Consider the following 14642-nt stretch of genomic DNA (forward strand, 5'->3'; position numbering starts at 1 on the left):
ACATGGGGACTGGCCTGCTGCTGGGCGTATTGAGCATCGTGTCGGTGCTGCTGGCGCTGGCGGTATGGCTGTGGGGCACCGCCAACAGCCGCGAACAGCGGCAGGCCTCCTTGCAGCATGCCGAACAGCAGCTGGCACGTGGCAGCGCGGGCCCGGGCAGCAACGCGGCTGCGGCCAACGATGGGCCGCGGCCGCTGCCGGCAGCAGCTGGCCGTCGCGCGCTGCCCTGGAATGGCCTGCTGCAACGCGCGGGCCTCGCCACCGGCTGGAAGGTGCCGCTGATGCTGCTGGTGCCTGGCCTGGCCCTCTCGCTGTTCGCGATGCTGCGGCTGGGAACGGCATGGATGCTGCCGTTGACGCTGCTGCTGTACCTGCTGGGCTGCTGGTTGTGGATCATGCGCCGCACCGCCAAGCTGCAGGCCAAGCTGCTGCATCAGCTGCCGGACTTCCTCGACAACCTGGTCCGCCTGACCGCGCTCGGCAACAGCCTGCAGTCGGCCTTCCAGGTCGCGTCGCAGCAGGCGACGCCGCCGCTGCGTGAGCTGCTGGACACCACGGTGCGATACGCACGGGGCGGCATGGACCTGGACCGCGCACTGAACCTCGCCGCGCAGCCCTATCGGATGGAGGTGCTGAAGGTGCTGGCCGTGGTGATGGGCGTCAGCGTCCGCATCGGCGGCCGCGCCGATCAGATCCTGCAGCGCATGGGCGATTTCATGCGCGACCTGGAGCAGGCCCAGCAGGAGCTGTCAGCCACCACGTCCGAGACCCGCATGTCGGCCTGGGTGCTGGGACTGCTTCCGCCCGCCAGCGCGGTACTGATGGCGATCTCCAGCCCCGAGTTCTTCCAGCCCGTCCTGCACGATCCGCTCGGTCACAAGATCCTGCTGATCGCCCTGGGCCTGGAACTGCTCGGTGGTTTCCTGCTGTATCGCCTGGCCAAGTCGCTATGAGCATCCGCAGCGGAGGTTCCCGATGAGCGCAACTGCCTGGTTCGCACTGGCCCTGCTGGTCCTGGCCGCCGGCGTCGCCCTGCTCGGTGTGGGTGGCTGGGTCCGCAGCCATCGCGAGGACCGCAGTGCGGCAACGCTGAAGACCGCATTGCAGCCACGTGACCCGATCGCCGACGAGGACGCGGCCCGCAGGGATTCACTGGGCTGGCTGGAGCGCTTCGGACGGACGCTCAGCGGCGGGCGCCTGGAAGCCGCGCTGCTGGCAGGCGAGGATCGCCTGCTGCTTGATCTGGCCGGCTGGAACACCCGTCGCGGCACGGCGATCTATCTGGGCCTGCGCCTTCTGCTGGCAGTAATGGTGCTGGCGCTGACCCTGGCCGTGAGCGATGCCACCGGCCTGGCCCGGATCATGGTGATCGTCGGCGCGCTCGCCGCCGGCCTGCTGCTGCCCAAGTTCGTGCTGGCCGCGTGGGTCAAACGGCGGCGGCGCGCCGTCAACAACGAGTTGCCGCTGCTGATCGACCTGCTGCGCCTGCTGCAGGGGGTTGGCTTCAGCATGGATCAGAGCCTGCAGACCCTGGGCGACAAGCTGCGCGACGCACTGCCGGTGCTCGGTGGCGAGATCCAGGAGGCGAACGTCGCCTACACCCATGGACGCACTCGCGCCCAGTCGCTGCGCCGGCTCAGCGATGTCTACGGCGATGACGACCTGTCCAGCCTGGTGCAGTTGATCCTGCAGGTGCACGCCCACGGCGGCGCGGTGCAGGAGCCGCTGCGCCAGTTCAGCATCCGGCTGCGCGAACAGCGCCGCAATGCTCTGAAAGAGAAGGTCGGCAAGCTCTCGGTGAAGATGACCGTGGTGATGATGCTGACCCTGCTGCCTGCACTGATGCTGGTGCTGGCCGGGCCTGCGCTGGTCGCGCTGGCCAAAACCCTGTCGAACATGGGATGACCGTCATGCCTGCTCTGCGCCACGCCTGTCTGTTGTTTGCTCTTGCCACTGCCGTCGCGGGATGCGCCTCGTCCACCCCGAAGTACCTGCGCGCGCCCACCCTGGCCGAGCCCGGGCCCGCGCCGCAGGACAGCCGCAATGCCTACCTTGAGCTGATCGAGCGCATGCAGCTGCAAGGGGCCTGGTACGCCTCGCTGGCGCATGTGGATGCATTCCGCCAGCGCTACGGCGATCCTCCGGCGCTGCGCCTGCTGCAGGCCAATGCACTGCGCGAGACCGGCCAGACCGACGCCGCGGCCGCGCTGTACCGCGAACTCAGCAGCGGGCCGCAGGCCGCCGCCGCGGCACATGGCCTGGGCCTGATCGCCGCGCATCGCGATGACGAGGCCGGCAGCGAACTGTCGCTGGCCCGCGCCACCCAGCTGCAGCCGTTGAATACCGATTATCTGGGTGACCTGGGGTATGCGCGTCTGCGTGCCGGCCGCTTCGACCAGGCCCGCGAGCCGCTGGCCAAAGCACTGGAACTGTCACCGGGCAACGCCAAGGCGACCGCCAACCTGGCGCTGTGGGCGGTCCTGCGCGGCGACAACGCCACGGCCGAACGCCTGGCTGCGCAGGCCAACCTCAACGAAGACACCCGGCGCAGCATCCAGCAGCAGGCCCAGCAGATCCGCAGCCGGCTGCAGCAGCGCCAGGCGCAGGCGGCGGCCAGCAGCGCGGCACGGATCACCACCGCGCCGACCAACGCTACCGCCCCCGCCAGCAGCCGGCTGGCGGCCGAAACACGCCGTGACGCCCGCGATCGCGATCCCTCCCGTCTGCCGCCGTCGATGCTGGAGCGCTTCGGCACGTCCGACCACCCGACCGAGAACACGCCATGACCGCCATGACCCTGATCCGACGCCTGCTGCCTGCGGTCACCTGCTGCCTGCTTGCCACGGGAGCCCACGCACAGGCGCCACAGGCGCCGCTGACCGGCCAGATGCTGGGAGGCGGCCCGGCCGCCGGCCCGGCCGTCGCCCCACAGCAGGCCGAAGCACTGGCAACCGTCGACCTCGCGGCGCCTGCGCCGCCCCCGGCGATGCCGCCCGCGCCTCCTGCTCCGGTGGCCGCCGCACCGGCTGCGCCACGGCGCAACGAGGTCGGTGATGCCACGCGCCAGCTGTTCCAGCTGCAGGCGTCCGGGCAACAGGCGGGCGCGCGGCTGCCGATCCTCGGCGACCAGGCCACCGCCAGCTACGCGCGCTACCTGAAGAGTTTCGAGCAGGACATCCCCGCCTTCTTCGACACGGATGTCGGCAGTTCCAAGAGCACCTCCAACTCCGGACGCTGAGGCATGCCATGAACCGCTCTCGCCAGCCCCGTTTCCACCGCCCGCGCGGCGGCATGTCCGTCACCATGATGCTGGTGATGCTGGCACTGGTGGCCATGCTGGGTCTGATCGAGGTCGGCTTCCTGTTCTGGGCCAAGCGCGATGCGCAGAAGGTCGTGGACCTGGCGGCGCTGGCAGGTGCACAGCGACTTGAGCTGTGTACATCGAACAACGGCGACAACAGCGCCGCGCGGCAGAGCGCACTCACGCAGAACCAGTTCCCGGGCACGGTGCAGGTCCGCTGCGGCAACTGGAGCGCCGCACGCGGAGGCAACCGCTTCAGCGAGACGGTCGACGCCAGCAATCCGCGCAATGCGGTGCGGGTGGTTGCGACCCGCAGCGTGCTGCCGTTCTTCGGCCAGAACGAGAGCCTGCCGACCATCACCGTGCAGGCCGTGGCGCGCCGCTCGGAGCCGACGGCGGTGTTCGCGGTGGGTTCGCAGCTGCTGCGCACGAACGGCAACTCGCCCTTGATGGGCACCCTGCGCCTGGTAGGGCTGGACGTCACCAACGCCACGGTGCTGTCGTACGACGGACTGGCGCAGGCCAACATCACACCGTCAGGCCTGCTCAATGCGCTCGGCATTCCGGTCACCGCCAATCTCAGCGTGGCCGACTTCAATCGCCTGCTGTCGTTGAACCAGGTTTCACTGGCACGGCTGGTGGACGCCACCGCCACGGTGGTCGGCCGCAGCACCACCGCAGGCGTGCAGCTGCGTGCGCTGTCGGACCTGGTGGCCACCCGCCTTGACATCAATCGGGTCAATATCGCGCTGGGCAGCCAGAACGGCGGCGGCGGACTGTTCGCCGAGGTGATCTCTCCCGACGGCACGGTGGGCAGTGCGCTGCAGTCGCAGATCAACGTGCTTGACCTGGTCAATGCAGCCATCTCCATCGCCAATGATGGCAATGGCGTAGCGGTGCCGAACCTCAACCTGCTCGGCATGGATATCAAGGCAGGTGTTGTCGAACCGCCGTCGATCGCCATCGGCGGTGTCGGTTCGCGGGCCTACAACGCACAGGTCCGGCTGATGGTCGACGTCGACAGCGACCGCCTGTTCGGGGTGGGGCCACTGCTCAACCTGCTGGGCACGCGCCTGCACCTGCCATTGCATGTGGACGTGGCCAACGCGATGGGAACACTGACCAGCATCCAGTGCAGCGCGGCACCGCCCACCGCCACCATCCAGGTGGACTCCTCGGTACTGCGCGCGTGCGTCGGCAAGGTCAATGCCGCCGACCGTTTCTCCAAGAGCAATGTCTGCGACGCCACCTTGCAGAACGAACAACTGCTGACACTGCTGGGACGGCCGCTGATCAACGACAAGATCACCCTGCCGGCGCTGACCGGCACGCAGAGCCTGACCCTGGCCGCCGGCCAGACCGGCACCACCCGGATCAATCCCCTGGCCGTCGGTGACGCGGTCTCGCACTTGGTCAACGAGCTGCTGCGTGTCCTGTCGGGCATGCTGAGCTCGCCGGCACAGGGCATGAATGCCAACGACACGGCCAAGGCACTGGCCGACCGCTACCTGCAGGCAGCGTTCCCCTCGGGCGGCCGCTACAACGTCGACCAGCTCATTCCCCTGCTGCGCGACGGCGACCCGTCGCGCAACCTGGCACCGCTGGGCAACTGGACGGTCAAGAAGGGCGTGCCAAAACCCTGCCTGATCGGGCTGGGCACCTGCTGGGAAGATGGCTCGGTCTGGGCAGGCTACCGCGCCACCGTGACGGGACAGGGCCTGGGTCTGCTCGACGGGCTGCTCGGCTCACTGGTCGGCGGGCTGCTCATCAACCGCTGCGACAGCCTGCTGGGCAACCTGATCGACTACAACGGCTGCGTCCGCACCAATCTGGCCTCGTACATCCAGACCGCCCCGGACGGCTTCCTCGACGCGGCGGCCGGCGGCGGTGTCACCGCGCCCGGCAACAACGTGTCCTGCAGCGGTGTGCTATGCACCGTGCTGAACCCGGTGCTGGCCGCGCTCAAGCCGGTACTCAACACCGTCGGCTCCCTGCTGAGCACGACCCTGGCCAGCCTGCTGGGGCTGGAGCTGGGCCGCACCGATGTCAACGTCCAGTCCATCCAGTGCAATGGCGCACAGCTTGTGTTCTGAGCCGGGCCGGCGCCCTTGGCGCCGCCGCCGCGCATGCTAGACTCCCGGGCGGGGAACACTTCCATCTCAACCCACACTCATCCGTGGATGGTCCAGACATGCGAGAAACTTCAGGGGGCACCGTCTTCGCCCGCCACGCGCGCGGCGCGGCACTGCTGGCCGTGGCCATGCTGCTGGCGGCACCGTCCGCACTGGCGGCGCGCAGCAGCCGCGAAGCCGCAGCCGAACCGGTACGCAGCAGCGCACCCGTGGTACGCAACACGGTGGACGAGCTCAAGCAGTTGATGGACGCACGCCAGCTGACCGAACTGCGTACCACGTACAACGGCAACTACGGCGCCAGCCTGCTTTTCAATGCCAGTACCCTGACCTACTACGTCGCCCTGTTCCAGGAAAAGAACTTCTGGCGCGTCATCAAGACCGATGCCGTCGACAACGCCGAGCGCGTCTATCGCACGTTCGTGCAGCAGACCGAACAGCTCGCGCAGGTCTACATCGATACCACCCGCCTGGAAGCCGGCAAGCGCTATACCGAGCGCCTGGTGGCCTACAACGAAGAGCGCCTGCGTACCCTGCAGCAGGAAATGGAGCAGCAGCAGGCGCAGTCGGCCCAGGTCAGCGCGTCACTGCAGCAGGCCCAGCAGCAGGCCGTCAGCCTGAGCACCGATGTGCAGAGCACCAACAGCCAGCTGGACGCCCTGCAGCGCCGCATCCAGATCCTGCAGGCCGAACAGGGCAACCCCGAATTGAGCCTGCCGAAGCCGGACAGCACACCCGCGCCGGCAGCGGCCAGCGACGTTCGCTGAATCCCCCGACAGAACCCGACAGCGGCGCCGAACGGCGCCGTTGTCGTTTTTGGCCTGATTGCGACCCGTTTCAGCGGCAGGCCTCGAACACGGCATCGTCCCACTGCCTGCGCTGGACGAAATCCGCCCGGCGCGTTCTGGCCAGCGCCTCCGTGCGCATCCTGCGCGCCCGTGCACAGGCCGCAGCATCCGCACTGATCGGAATCAACGCCCCCTGTGCACGGCCCGATCGCCGCGTCGGCCTGCGTCCACCGTTACCCGTGGGGGTTGCCTCGGCGGTGAGCGGCGCACTGCCGCGCGGCAGCGACTGCTCGGCGGGCACTTCCCAGCGCCACTCCGCCTGCCCCTGGCAAGGCGTCTGCTGGTACAGCGCACGCCCGCCGTCCGTGCACTTGTAGACCTGGGTCTGCGCCGCTGCGGATGTCGCCAGCAGCATGGCCAGCAGCCCCCATTCCGGCAGAGTCCTCATCTTCACCCCCTCCCACGACCAGCACTCATGGTCGGTACGGCGAGCGCCGCGCGCCAGAGCGATCCGCGTCACATCCGTGCTCATCCAGCACAGCCGTGCAAGCCACTGCATCGCCTCTGCGCTGTACTGCCACAGGCGACGGCCACCTTCGCCGCCGCCGTCCTTCCCTTCCGCCAAGGAAACCGCAATGAGCAACTACATCACCGTCAACGACGGCGCCCGCATCTTCTACAAGGACTGGGGCACCGGGCAACCGGTCGTTTTCGCGCACGGCTGGCCACTGTCCTCAGACGCCTGGGACCCGCAGATGCTGTTCATGGGCCAGAACGGCTTCCGCGTGATCGCCCACGACCGGCGCAGCCACGGTCGTTCCAGCCAAACCTGGGACGGCAACGACATGGACACCTACGCCGACGACCTGGCCGCGGTGATCGACGCATTGGACCTGAAGGACGCCATCCTGGTCGGCCACTCCACCGGTGGTGGCGAGGTGGCCCACTACATCGGCCGCCATGGCAGCGCGCGCGTGGCGAAGGTGGTGCTGGTCGGTGCGGTACCGCCACTGATGCTGAAGACCGCGGGCAACCCGGCCGGAACGCCACTGGAGGTCTTCGACGGCATCCGCAAGGGCACCGGCGGTGATCGTTCGCAGTTCTTCCAGGACCTGGCCACGCCCTTCTTCGGCGCCAACCGTGACGGCAACACGGTCACCCAGGGCATGCGCGATTCGTTCTGGCTGCAGGGCATGCTGGGCGGTGTGAAGGGCCAGTACGACTGCATCCATGAATTCTCGGAAGTCGACTACACCGCAGATCTGCAGAAGATCGACGTGCCGGCATGGGTCGTGCACGGTGACGACGACCAGATCGTCCCCTTCGATGCGTCGGCCAAGCTGTCCTCGCAGATCATCAAGGACGCCGAACTGACGGTCTACCCCGGCGCGCCGCACGGCCTGACCGTCACCCATGCCGATCGCTTCAACGCCGACCTGCTGGCGTTCGCCCGCAAATGATGTCCCGCGGCGGCGCCCCACTGCGCCGCCGCTCCTGCGGGGTAGCGACGGGTATTGCCCGGCGAACGTATCCAGAATCCGCCGGGCATGGCCCGGCGCTACCTGTCAGATATCGCTGTGATGGTGCGGTACCGCCGTGGGCAACGGGTCATGCCCGCCGACGAAATGACGTACCACCGGCGCGCGTTCACCACGGTGCAGGGCACGCAGCACTTCCTGGATCGCCTTGTCGTCGGCCGTGATGCGTTCGTGCTGGCGCAGGTGCTCCAGCCAGGACGGGGTCACGAAATACTCCAGATGGATGCCCGGGCTCGCCACATCTTCGACCACGCCCCACACCACCGCACCGTCGCGGCGCCGGACCGTGCCCAGCGCGCGCATCTGCGCCTGGAACGATGCACGGTCGGCGGCATCGATGCGGTATTCGATCGTCACCAGCACCGGCCCGCGATCGTTGGAGACCGGCACCGACAGTTCCGGCGCCGGCCAATGACCCGCAGGGCGCAGGTTGAGATCTTCGGTGCCAGCGATTCGCACCCTCCACACCAGCAGCCCGCCGATGACCGCGCCTGCTGCCGCAACCAGCAGCGCCAGTTCCGGCGATGTTCGCTGCGCCAGCGCGCCCCAGCATAGGCCGCCGGCGGCCATGCCTGCCGAGAACACCATGATGTACAGCGCCAGCGCTCGTGCCCTCACCCACGCCGGAACCGCCGTCTGTGCGGCGATCTGCAACGAGGACAGCACCGTGATCCAGGCAAAACCGTTCACCAGCATCACCACCGGCAGCAGGTACCAGCTGCGGGTCAGCGCCAGTCCAACCAAGCTCAGTGCCAGCGCCAGCGTCGCCAGCAACACCAGCAGATCGCGGTCCAGCTGTGCGCGCAATCTAGGCAGCAGCAGCGCCCCGGCAACCGCGCCGATGCCGATGCAGCCCAGCAGCATGCCGTACTGCCCTGCACCGCCATGCATCTGCCCTCGCACTACCACCGGCAACAATGCGTTCATCGCCGCAGCGAAGAAGAAAAAGCCGACCGATTTGATCAGCACTGCCTGCAGACGCCCGGCGCGGCTGGCATAGCGTAGTCCGGCCTTCAGTCCGGCACCGAAGCCTTCCGGCGGCAGGCTCGATGCCTTCGGGTCACGCTTCCAGCCCCAGACCACGAACAGCATCGCAGCGAAGGTGATGGCATTGAAGCCAAAGGCCCACACGGCTCCCAGCTGGGCGACGATGAGGCCACCGACAGCAGGCCCGATCGAACGGGCGATGTTGATGCCGATCGAATTCAGCGCCACTGCCGACGGCAGCATCGGCTGCGGAACCAGCTCGGAGACGATCGCTGCCTGCGCCGGCATCGCCATCGCCGCGCCACATCCCATGCAGAACGTGAGCAGCACCAGCAGCTGCGGCGTCAGCATGCCGAGCGAGGTCAGCACCGCCATCAAGGCCGCCACTGCCAGCATCCATCCCTGGGTGGCCAGCAGGTACGTGCGGCGATCGACGATGTCGGCCAGGGTTCCTGCGGCCAGTGCCAGCAGCACGATCGGTACGGTTGTGGCTGACTGCACCAGGGCCACCATCAACGGTGATCCTGTGCGTTCGGCCATCACCCAGGCCGCGGCCACGTCATTGACCCACGTACCGATGTTGCTGGCCAGGATCGCCAGCCAGATCGAGCGGAACATGCGGATCTTCAGCGGGGACCAGGCACCTGCGGCCGGTGCGGGAGGTTGCGATGTGCGTGCATTCACCATTGCCATGCTCCAACGATCGAGGCGAACAACGTGTCCTGCCCACCGGCCTGCGTCAGCGCAGGACCGGCATCGACCCAGGCCAGCTGCAGCTGCCACTGCCAGTGTGCACTGGCCTGCCAGCGGGTTTCGGATTTGTACTGGCGGCCGATCCTGCGCGCGCCGCCTGCGCTGCCGGGCAACGCCACCAGCGGTGCGGGCGTGGTGTACACCGCATCGGCGCGGCGGTGCTTCCAGGCCATCTGCATGCCCAGTTCAGTGGTGACGGATTCGTGCAACCGCAGTGTGAGGGTTGGCTGCACGTCCATCAGGTTCGCCGGCGCCAGCAGGCTGGCTTCGCTGAAGTAGGCCGATTTCGGGAACAGGGCATTGAAGGTGCCCAGCCGGGCGTCGTTCGGGCGGCCATCACCACTGGCGATGTCGGCCTTCAGTCCCAGCCGTGGCTGCAAGGGCAGTTGCGGCCAACGCCAACCGGTATCGGTGGCCAGCGTCCACGCGCGGATATCAAGCTGCTCGCTGGTGGTCCGCAGCTCACCGCCCTGCACGACCAGCTCGCTGTTCCAGTCCAACGATCCGGCCTGGCCGAACCAGCGCGCCCCGAGAGTCTGCCGGCGCTCGATGCCGGCGCCTGCCGCGAAGCGGGCGTCCTCCCGGCGATAGTCCAGCAGATAGAGGTCCCACTGGCCCGGACCCTGGCCTGGCGCCGTGGTTGCATAGGCACCCCACAGATGCGCACCGCGTTCGCCACGGTCATCGAACGCACCCGGCCGGTTCTCCACCGGACGCAGTGCCATCAGTTCCAGCACGCCCAGTCCGCCCTGCCATCCGACCCTGGCACCATCGAAGGCCAGGCGGATATTCGGCCCGTCGCGCACCGACAGCAGGCGCGAGCTGCCATGGCCCGCCTCCTGCCGCCCGAGCTGCACACGCAGGCCGCCGCGCTGCCAGCGCCAGTACGCCTGCTGCACGTCCAGCGCACCCCGATCGGTCCTGCCAGGTCCACCGGCCCTCCCACGCTCGCCGTGCACGCCCAGCTGCAGCATCGCCTTCCAGTCGCGTTTACCGTAGGTGGCCGACGCCAATGCGCGAAGCAGGCCGTAGCCATCCTCGCCGCCGCCGATACCGAAGCGGGTCGGGTCGTAGTACATGCCGCGCAGACGCATCGAGGCATCCCACTGCAACGTGCCATCAGCGGCATCGCTGCAGTAGCCCCCCTCGCAGGCGAGCGCAAGGGACGGCGCGGCCAGCAGGGCGAGGCTCAGAATGCGAAGCACGAGCATCCCATCGCACCCCAGAATGCGGTCAGATCATTGCTGGGTGCTGCGTGGCGCGCGGCATGGTCGTGTGCACCGTGGGTCCTGCAGGCCGCACCATGGTGATGGTGATGCGCCATCGCCAGGCCGGTGGCCGCGCCGCCCACGTGATACCCCCCGAACCGGTTGACCGGCGACCAGTCCGGCATCGCCGGCGGCAGCTGCGGCGCCAGTCCGGCATAGTCTTCGCCGGCATGCACGATGCGGCCACCGACCACGGTAAGCACGCTGGTGATGTCGGCGATGCGGGCATCTTCGACGCGGAAGAAATCGGCCGAGAGCAGGATGAAATCGGCCAACTGGCCTTCCCTCAAGGTGCCCTTCACCGCTTCATCGCCGGAGAACCATGCGCTGCCCTGCGTCCACAGGCGCAAGGCCTGCTCGCGCTCCAGCAGGTTCTCCTCCCCATACAGCGCCAGGCCGCCGACGGTGCGCCCGGTGACCAGCCACGACAGCGCGACCCAGGGGTTGTAGCTGGCCACGCGGGTGGCGTCGGTGCCCGCGCCGACCGGCACGCCTTCGGCCAGCATGCGCTTCACCGGCGGCGTGTGCCGTGCCGCCTGCACGCCATAGCGTTCGACGAACGCTTCGCCCTGGTAGGCCATGCGGTGCTGTACGGCAATGCCTCCACCCAGTGCCCGGATCCGCTCGATGTTGCGCGGGGTGATGGTCTCGGCGTGATCGATGAACCAGTGCAGTCCATCGAACGGTACTTCGCGGTTGACCTGCTCATAGACATCGAGGATGCGGCCGATGCTCTCGTCATAGGTCGCGTGGATGCGGAACGGCCAGCGCTTCTGCACCAGCAGCTTCACCACATTATGCAGCTCCGGCTCCAGTTCCGGCGGCAGCTCGGGGCGTGGTTCGCTGAACAGCTCGAAGTCCGCTGCCGAGAACACCAGCATCTCGCCGGCGCCGTTGTGGCGCAGCAGATCATCGCCCTGGCGGGGCTGCAGGATCTCACTCCAGCCACGGAAGTCATCCACTTCCTTGCCTTTGTTCTGCGTGAACAGGTTGTAGGCGATACGCACGGTCAGCTGGTCGTCGCGGTGCAGCTGCTCGATGACCTGGTAGTCCTCGGGATAGTTCTGGAAGCCTCCCCCGGCATCGATCACCGAGGTGATGCCGAGCCGGTTCAACTCGCGCATGAAGTGACGGGTGGAGTTGGCCTGGTATTCGACCGGCAGGCGTGGCCCCTTGGCGAGCGTCGCATACAGAATCAACGCATTGGGCTTGGCCAGCAGCAGGCCGGTGGGGTTGCCCAGCGAATCGCGCACGATCTGGCCACCGGGCGGGTCCGGCGTTTCGCGGGTGTAGCCGCATGCACGCAGCGCCGCCCCGTTGAGCAGCGCGCGGTCATACAGGTGCAGCAGGAACACCGGCGTATCCGGTGCGATCTGGTTGAGCTCCTGCAGGGTCGGCAGGCGCTTCTCGTGGAACTGGGCGGCGGTGAAGCCCCCCACCACGCGCACCCATTGCGGCGCCGGGGTGCGATCGACCTGTGCCTTGAGCATGGCCATTGCATCGGCCAGCGAACGCAGCCCGTCCCAGCGCAGCTCCAGGTTGTAGTTCAGGCCACCACGGATGAGGTGGGTGTGACTGTCGTTGAGGCCGGGCACCAGTCGCCTGCCCTGTGCGTCGATGAGCGTGGCTTCGGCTCCCCAACCACGCATGATCTCTTCATCGCTGCCTACGGCGATGATGCGCCCTTCCTGTACGGCCAGCGCCTGTGCATGCGGACGGTGTGGATCGAGCGTGGTGATGCGGGCGTTGCGGATGACCAGTGTGTGCATGCGGCGCTCCTTGGGGGCGGAATCGAGGGCGGCGCCGGCCTGTCCGGCAAGGCCCAGCGCCACGGCAGCGCCGGTGCCCAGTACGACGCTGCGGCGGCCGGGATCGAGTGGCTCATGGTTCATGCGATGTCTCCGGGAAATACGGGGCTGTCCAGCGCCCAGGCTCCCGGCCCGGCCAGCGCGATGGCCAGCAGGACGAGGGTCCACATCAGGGGGTACTCGGCGCCGGCGCGCATCCAGAACCAGCCCTTGGGCACGGCCAGCAGCACGGTGAAGCCGATGAACGCCGCTGCGGCCAGCGCAGCGATGCGTGTCTGCCAGCCCAGCAGTACGGCCATTCCGGACAGCACCTGCAGCCCGGCCAGCAGCAATGGCAGAGGCGCCGCCGACGGCAGGCCGAAGCCACGCAGTTCGGCCGCGAAACCGCTCAGGCCAGGGCCACCGAACCAGCCGAACAGCTTGCCCAGCGCGTGGGGCAGCAGGAAGCCGCCCGCCGCCACGCGCAGGATCAGCAGCGCCAGGTCGAGCCCCGGATCCATGGTCAGTGCCCGCCTTCCTGGGCGCCGAACATGGTCTTGGCGTACTGGATGCCGATGCCGTAACCGCCCGCATGATCACGGGCGATTCCGGTGGTCAGGCCATAGGTCTCGCCGCGCGCCCAGTCGCGCTGCAGCTCCAGCAGGTACTGCACGCTGGTCATCGGCACCGCACCGGCCTGCACCATGCGGGCGATCGCCCGCTCATGTGCTTCCACGCTGACATCGCCGCAGGCGTCGGTGATCACGTACACCTGGAAACCCTGCTCCAGCGCTGACAGCGCAGGCCCCACGATGCACACGCTGGTCCACAGCCCGGCCATTACGAGGCGACGCCTGCCGATGCGATTGATCTCATCGATCACCGGCTGGTCTTCCCAGGTGTTCATGGAGGTGCGATCGAACACCTTCTGCCCGGGGAAGATCACCGGCAGCTCCGGAAACATCGGGCCGGAGAACGAGGTCTCCGCGACCGTGGTCAGCACCACGGGCACATTGAAACCCTGCGCGCCCTTGCTGATCAGCGCGACGTTGTTGCGCAGCGCCGAGATGTCGATCGTGTGGGTTGCAAATGCCATCTGCGACTGGAAATCGATCAGGACCAGTGCGTGATCGGTGGGCGATAGCAGGCCTTTGGCAGGAATTGCGGTAGCGAGGCTCATGGATGGACTCCGTTGCGAACAAGGGCAGGGGGAAGGGACAGGGCTGCATCTCCAGCCAGGTACTGGCCGGGGCTGCAGCCGGTCTCCGCGCGGAAGCTGCGGACGAAATGGCTCTGGTCGAAGAAGCCCAGCTGCTGCGCCAGGCAGGACATCGGCAGTTGCACGACGGGCAGCAGCTGACGGGCACGCTCGATACGGCGGCGGCGCACGTAGCGCAGTGGGCTCGCGCCGGTTCCGGTGCGGAACAGCCGCACCAGATGGAAGCGGCTCACGCAGGCCGCGTCAGCCAGCTCGGTGACCCGCATCGGCTGTGACAGGTGTTCATCGATGTAATGCAGCGCACGCTGCAGAGCGGCAGCCTGCCGGGGCGGCAGCGCCGCGACGGTCGGAACAGGGCTGGATACGGTAGCCATGGAGGGGTGCCACGACGGGGTGCCCCATGGTGCGGGGCGCCGGCACGATGCCCTACCCCCGACGGACGAGGGCAGCACCTACCCGAATGGGGGAGACCGTCGCTCCAGCACACGTCGTCCGAACAGCCGCGCGTCCAGCGAGTAGGCACCCGGCCCAAGTGCCAGCAGGGCCAACGGCAGCAACGCCAGGGCCCACGGCACGGACTGCCAGAACAGGCACGGCACGGCCAGCAGCGCAGACAGCGGCGTCAGCACCCCCAGCAGCAGCGACAGGGCGACCATCAGGCAGGCAGCCGTCAGCCAGCCCGCGTCGGACGGGCGCACGCACAGCGCTGCGACCACGCACAGCCGCAGCCACAACAGGCCGGCGCCGGGACCGCGGTCAGGAAACATCACGAACAGGCGCTGCATGGAGAGTCTCTGTGGTCCATGCCGGCGTGATAGCCGAGTGCCGCGGCAGGCGCCTACCCCGTTCGGGTCACCCCGCCCTGCCCC

15 protein-coding genes are annotated in these 14642 nt (G+C 68.1%); 7 read left to right on the forward strand and 8 right to left on the reverse strand.

What is annotated here, in order from left to right:
* Nucleotides 1-2: 2 nt before the first annotated feature.
* The 6 genes from AC5P5M_RS12480 to AC5P5M_RS12505 all read left to right on the forward strand — a co-directional run bounded on the left by AC5P5M_RS12480 (nt 3) and on the right by AC5P5M_RS12505 (nt 6200).
* Complete coding sequence (locus AC5P5M_RS12480) at nt 3-953, forward strand: type II secretion system F family protein (RefSeq protein WP_322522645.1); 951 nt, start codon at nt 3-5, stop codon at nt 951-953.
* Nucleotides 954-975: 22 nt separating this feature from the next.
* Entirely contained in the window at nt 976-1905 is a 930-nt protein-coding gene (locus tag AC5P5M_RS12485; protein WP_253118575.1) for a type II secretion system F family protein, read from the forward strand.
* 5 nt (nt 1906-1910) lie between these two features.
* Nucleotides 1911-2786, forward strand: a complete 876-nt coding sequence (locus AC5P5M_RS12490) for a tetratricopeptide repeat protein (RefSeq protein WP_262100531.1) — start codon at nt 1911-1913, stop codon at nt 2784-2786.
* Nucleotides 2783-3238 (forward strand): DUF3613 domain-containing protein, encoded by a 456-nt coding sequence (locus tag AC5P5M_RS12495; RefSeq protein ID WP_459062088.1) that lies wholly within the window; start codon nt 2783-2785, stop codon nt 3236-3238. The genes AC5P5M_RS12490 and AC5P5M_RS12495 overlap by 4 nt, the downstream gene beginning before the upstream one ends.
* An 8-nt stretch (nt 3239-3246) precedes the next feature.
* Entirely contained in the window at nt 3247-5394 is a 2148-nt protein-coding gene (locus AC5P5M_RS12500; protein ID WP_164152531.1) for a TadG family pilus assembly protein, read from the forward strand.
* A 98-nt stretch (nt 5395-5492) separates the two neighbouring features.
* Complete coding sequence (locus AC5P5M_RS12505; RefSeq protein ID WP_065175254.1) at nt 5493-6200, forward strand: DUF2968 domain-containing protein; 708 nt, start codon at nt 5493-5495, stop codon at nt 6198-6200.
* Nucleotides 6201-6270: 70 nt separating this feature from the next.
* On the opposite strand, the gene AC5P5M_RS12510 is transcribed toward AC5P5M_RS12505, so the two are convergent.
* Nucleotides 6271-6669, reverse strand: a complete 399-nt coding sequence (locus AC5P5M_RS12510; RefSeq protein ID WP_155761065.1) for a DUF4124 domain-containing protein — start codon at nt 6667-6669, stop codon at nt 6271-6273.
* A 187-nt stretch (nt 6670-6856) separates the two neighbouring features.
* Between AC5P5M_RS12510 and AC5P5M_RS12515 the strand changes: the two genes are divergently transcribed.
* Nucleotides 6857-7681 carry an alpha/beta fold hydrolase gene (locus AC5P5M_RS12515; protein ID WP_065175255.1) on the forward strand — a complete coding sequence of 275 codons (825 nt, stop codon included), beginning with the start codon at nt 6857-6859 and terminating at the stop codon, nt 7679-7681.
* A 105-nt stretch (nt 7682-7786) separates the two neighbouring features.
* On the opposite strand, the gene AC5P5M_RS12520 is transcribed toward AC5P5M_RS12515, so the two are convergent.
* The 7 genes from AC5P5M_RS12520 to AC5P5M_RS12550 form a co-directional block, all read right to left on the reverse strand.
* Nucleotides 7787-9433 carry an MFS transporter gene (locus AC5P5M_RS12520; RefSeq protein ID WP_065175256.1) on the reverse strand — a complete coding sequence of 549 codons (1647 nt, stop codon included), beginning with the start codon at nt 9431-9433 and terminating at the stop codon, nt 7787-7789.
* Nucleotides 9427-10710: an alginate export family protein gene (locus AC5P5M_RS12525; RefSeq protein ID WP_495205973.1), complete on the reverse strand. Its 1284-nt coding sequence runs from the start codon at nt 10708-10710 to the stop codon at nt 9427-9429. Before AC5P5M_RS12525 ends, AC5P5M_RS12520 begins: the two co-directional genes overlap by 7 nt.
* Nucleotides 10689-12536 (reverse strand): amidohydrolase, encoded by a 1848-nt coding sequence (locus tag AC5P5M_RS12530; RefSeq protein ID WP_253118618.1) that lies wholly within the window; start codon nt 12534-12536, stop codon nt 10689-10691. The genes AC5P5M_RS12525 and AC5P5M_RS12530 overlap by 22 nt, the downstream gene beginning before the upstream one ends.
* Before the next feature lie 119 nt (nt 12537-12655).
* Entirely contained in the window at nt 12656-13075 is a 420-nt protein-coding gene (locus AC5P5M_RS12535; protein ID WP_065182957.1) for a DoxX family protein, read from the reverse strand.
* A 2-nt stretch (nt 13076-13077) separates the two neighbouring features.
* Complete coding sequence (locus tag AC5P5M_RS12540; RefSeq protein ID WP_065175260.1) at nt 13078-13734, reverse strand: hydrolase; 657 nt, start codon at nt 13732-13734, stop codon at nt 13078-13080.
* Nucleotides 13731-14147 carry a helix-turn-helix transcriptional regulator gene (locus AC5P5M_RS12545; protein ID WP_164152522.1) on the reverse strand — a complete coding sequence of 139 codons (417 nt, stop codon included), beginning with the start codon at nt 14145-14147 and terminating at the stop codon, nt 13731-13733. The genes AC5P5M_RS12540 and AC5P5M_RS12545 overlap by 4 nt, the downstream gene beginning before the upstream one ends.
* Before the next feature lie 78 nt (nt 14148-14225).
* Nucleotides 14226-14558: a hypothetical protein gene (locus AC5P5M_RS12550; protein WP_253118582.1), complete on the reverse strand. Its 333-nt coding sequence runs from the start codon at nt 14556-14558 to the stop codon at nt 14226-14228.
* Between the last annotated feature and the right edge of the window lie 84 nt (nt 14559-14642).

The sequence above is a fragment of the Stenotrophomonas sp. YJH_SMC_106-19 genome (genome assembly GCF_059368375.1).

Coding starts and splice junctions, on each gene's coding strand:
- AC5P5M_RS12480 (WP_322522645.1), top strand. CDS start 3: ATGGGGACTGGCCTGCTGCTGGGCGTATTGAGCATCGTGTCGGTGCTG.
- AC5P5M_RS12550 (WP_253118582.1), bottom strand. CDS start 14,558: ATGCAGCGCCTGTTCGTGATGTTTCCTGACCGCGGTCCCGGCGCCGGC.
- AC5P5M_RS12535 (WP_065182957.1), bottom strand. CDS start 13,075: ATGGATCCGGGGCTCGACCTGGCGCTGCTGATCCTGCGCGTGGCGGCG.
- AC5P5M_RS12515 (WP_065175255.1), top strand. CDS start 6,857: ATGAGCAACTACATCACCGTCAACGACGGCGCCCGCATCTTCTACAAG.
- AC5P5M_RS12510 (WP_155761065.1), bottom strand. CDS start 6,669: ATGAGGACTCTGCCGGAATGGGGGCTGCTGGCCATGCTGCTGGCGACA.
- AC5P5M_RS12485 (WP_253118575.1), top strand. CDS start 976: ATGAGCGCAACTGCCTGGTTCGCACTGGCCCTGCTGGTCCTGGCCGCC.
- AC5P5M_RS12500 (WP_164152531.1), top strand. CDS start 3,247: ATGAACCGCTCTCGCCAGCCCCGTTTCCACCGCCCGCGCGGCGGCATG.
- AC5P5M_RS12490 (WP_262100531.1), top strand. CDS start 1,911: ATGCCTGCTCTGCGCCACGCCTGTCTGTTGTTTGCTCTTGCCACTGCC.
- AC5P5M_RS12520 (WP_065175256.1), bottom strand. CDS start 9,433: ATGGTGAATGCACGCACATCGCAACCTCCCGCACCGGCCGCAGGTGCC.
- AC5P5M_RS12540 (WP_065175260.1), bottom strand. CDS start 13,734: ATGAGCCTCGCTACCGCAATTCCTGCCAAAGGCCTGCTATCGCCCACC.
- AC5P5M_RS12495 (WP_459062088.1), top strand. CDS start 2,783: ATGACCGCCATGACCCTGATCCGACGCCTGCTGCCTGCGGTCACCTGC.
- AC5P5M_RS12530 (WP_253118618.1), bottom strand. CDS start 12,536: ATGCACACACTGGTCATCCGCAACGCCCGCATCACCACGCTCGATCCA.
- AC5P5M_RS12505 (WP_065175254.1), top strand. CDS start 5,493: ATGCGAGAAACTTCAGGGGGCACCGTCTTCGCCCGCCACGCGCGCGGC.
- AC5P5M_RS12545 (WP_164152522.1), bottom strand. CDS start 14,147: ATGGCTACCGTATCCAGCCCTGTTCCGACCGTCGCGGCGCTGCCGCCC.
- AC5P5M_RS12525 (WP_495205973.1), bottom strand. CDS start 10,710: ATGCTCGTGCTTCGCATTCTGAGCCTCGCCCTGCTGGCCGCGCCGTCC.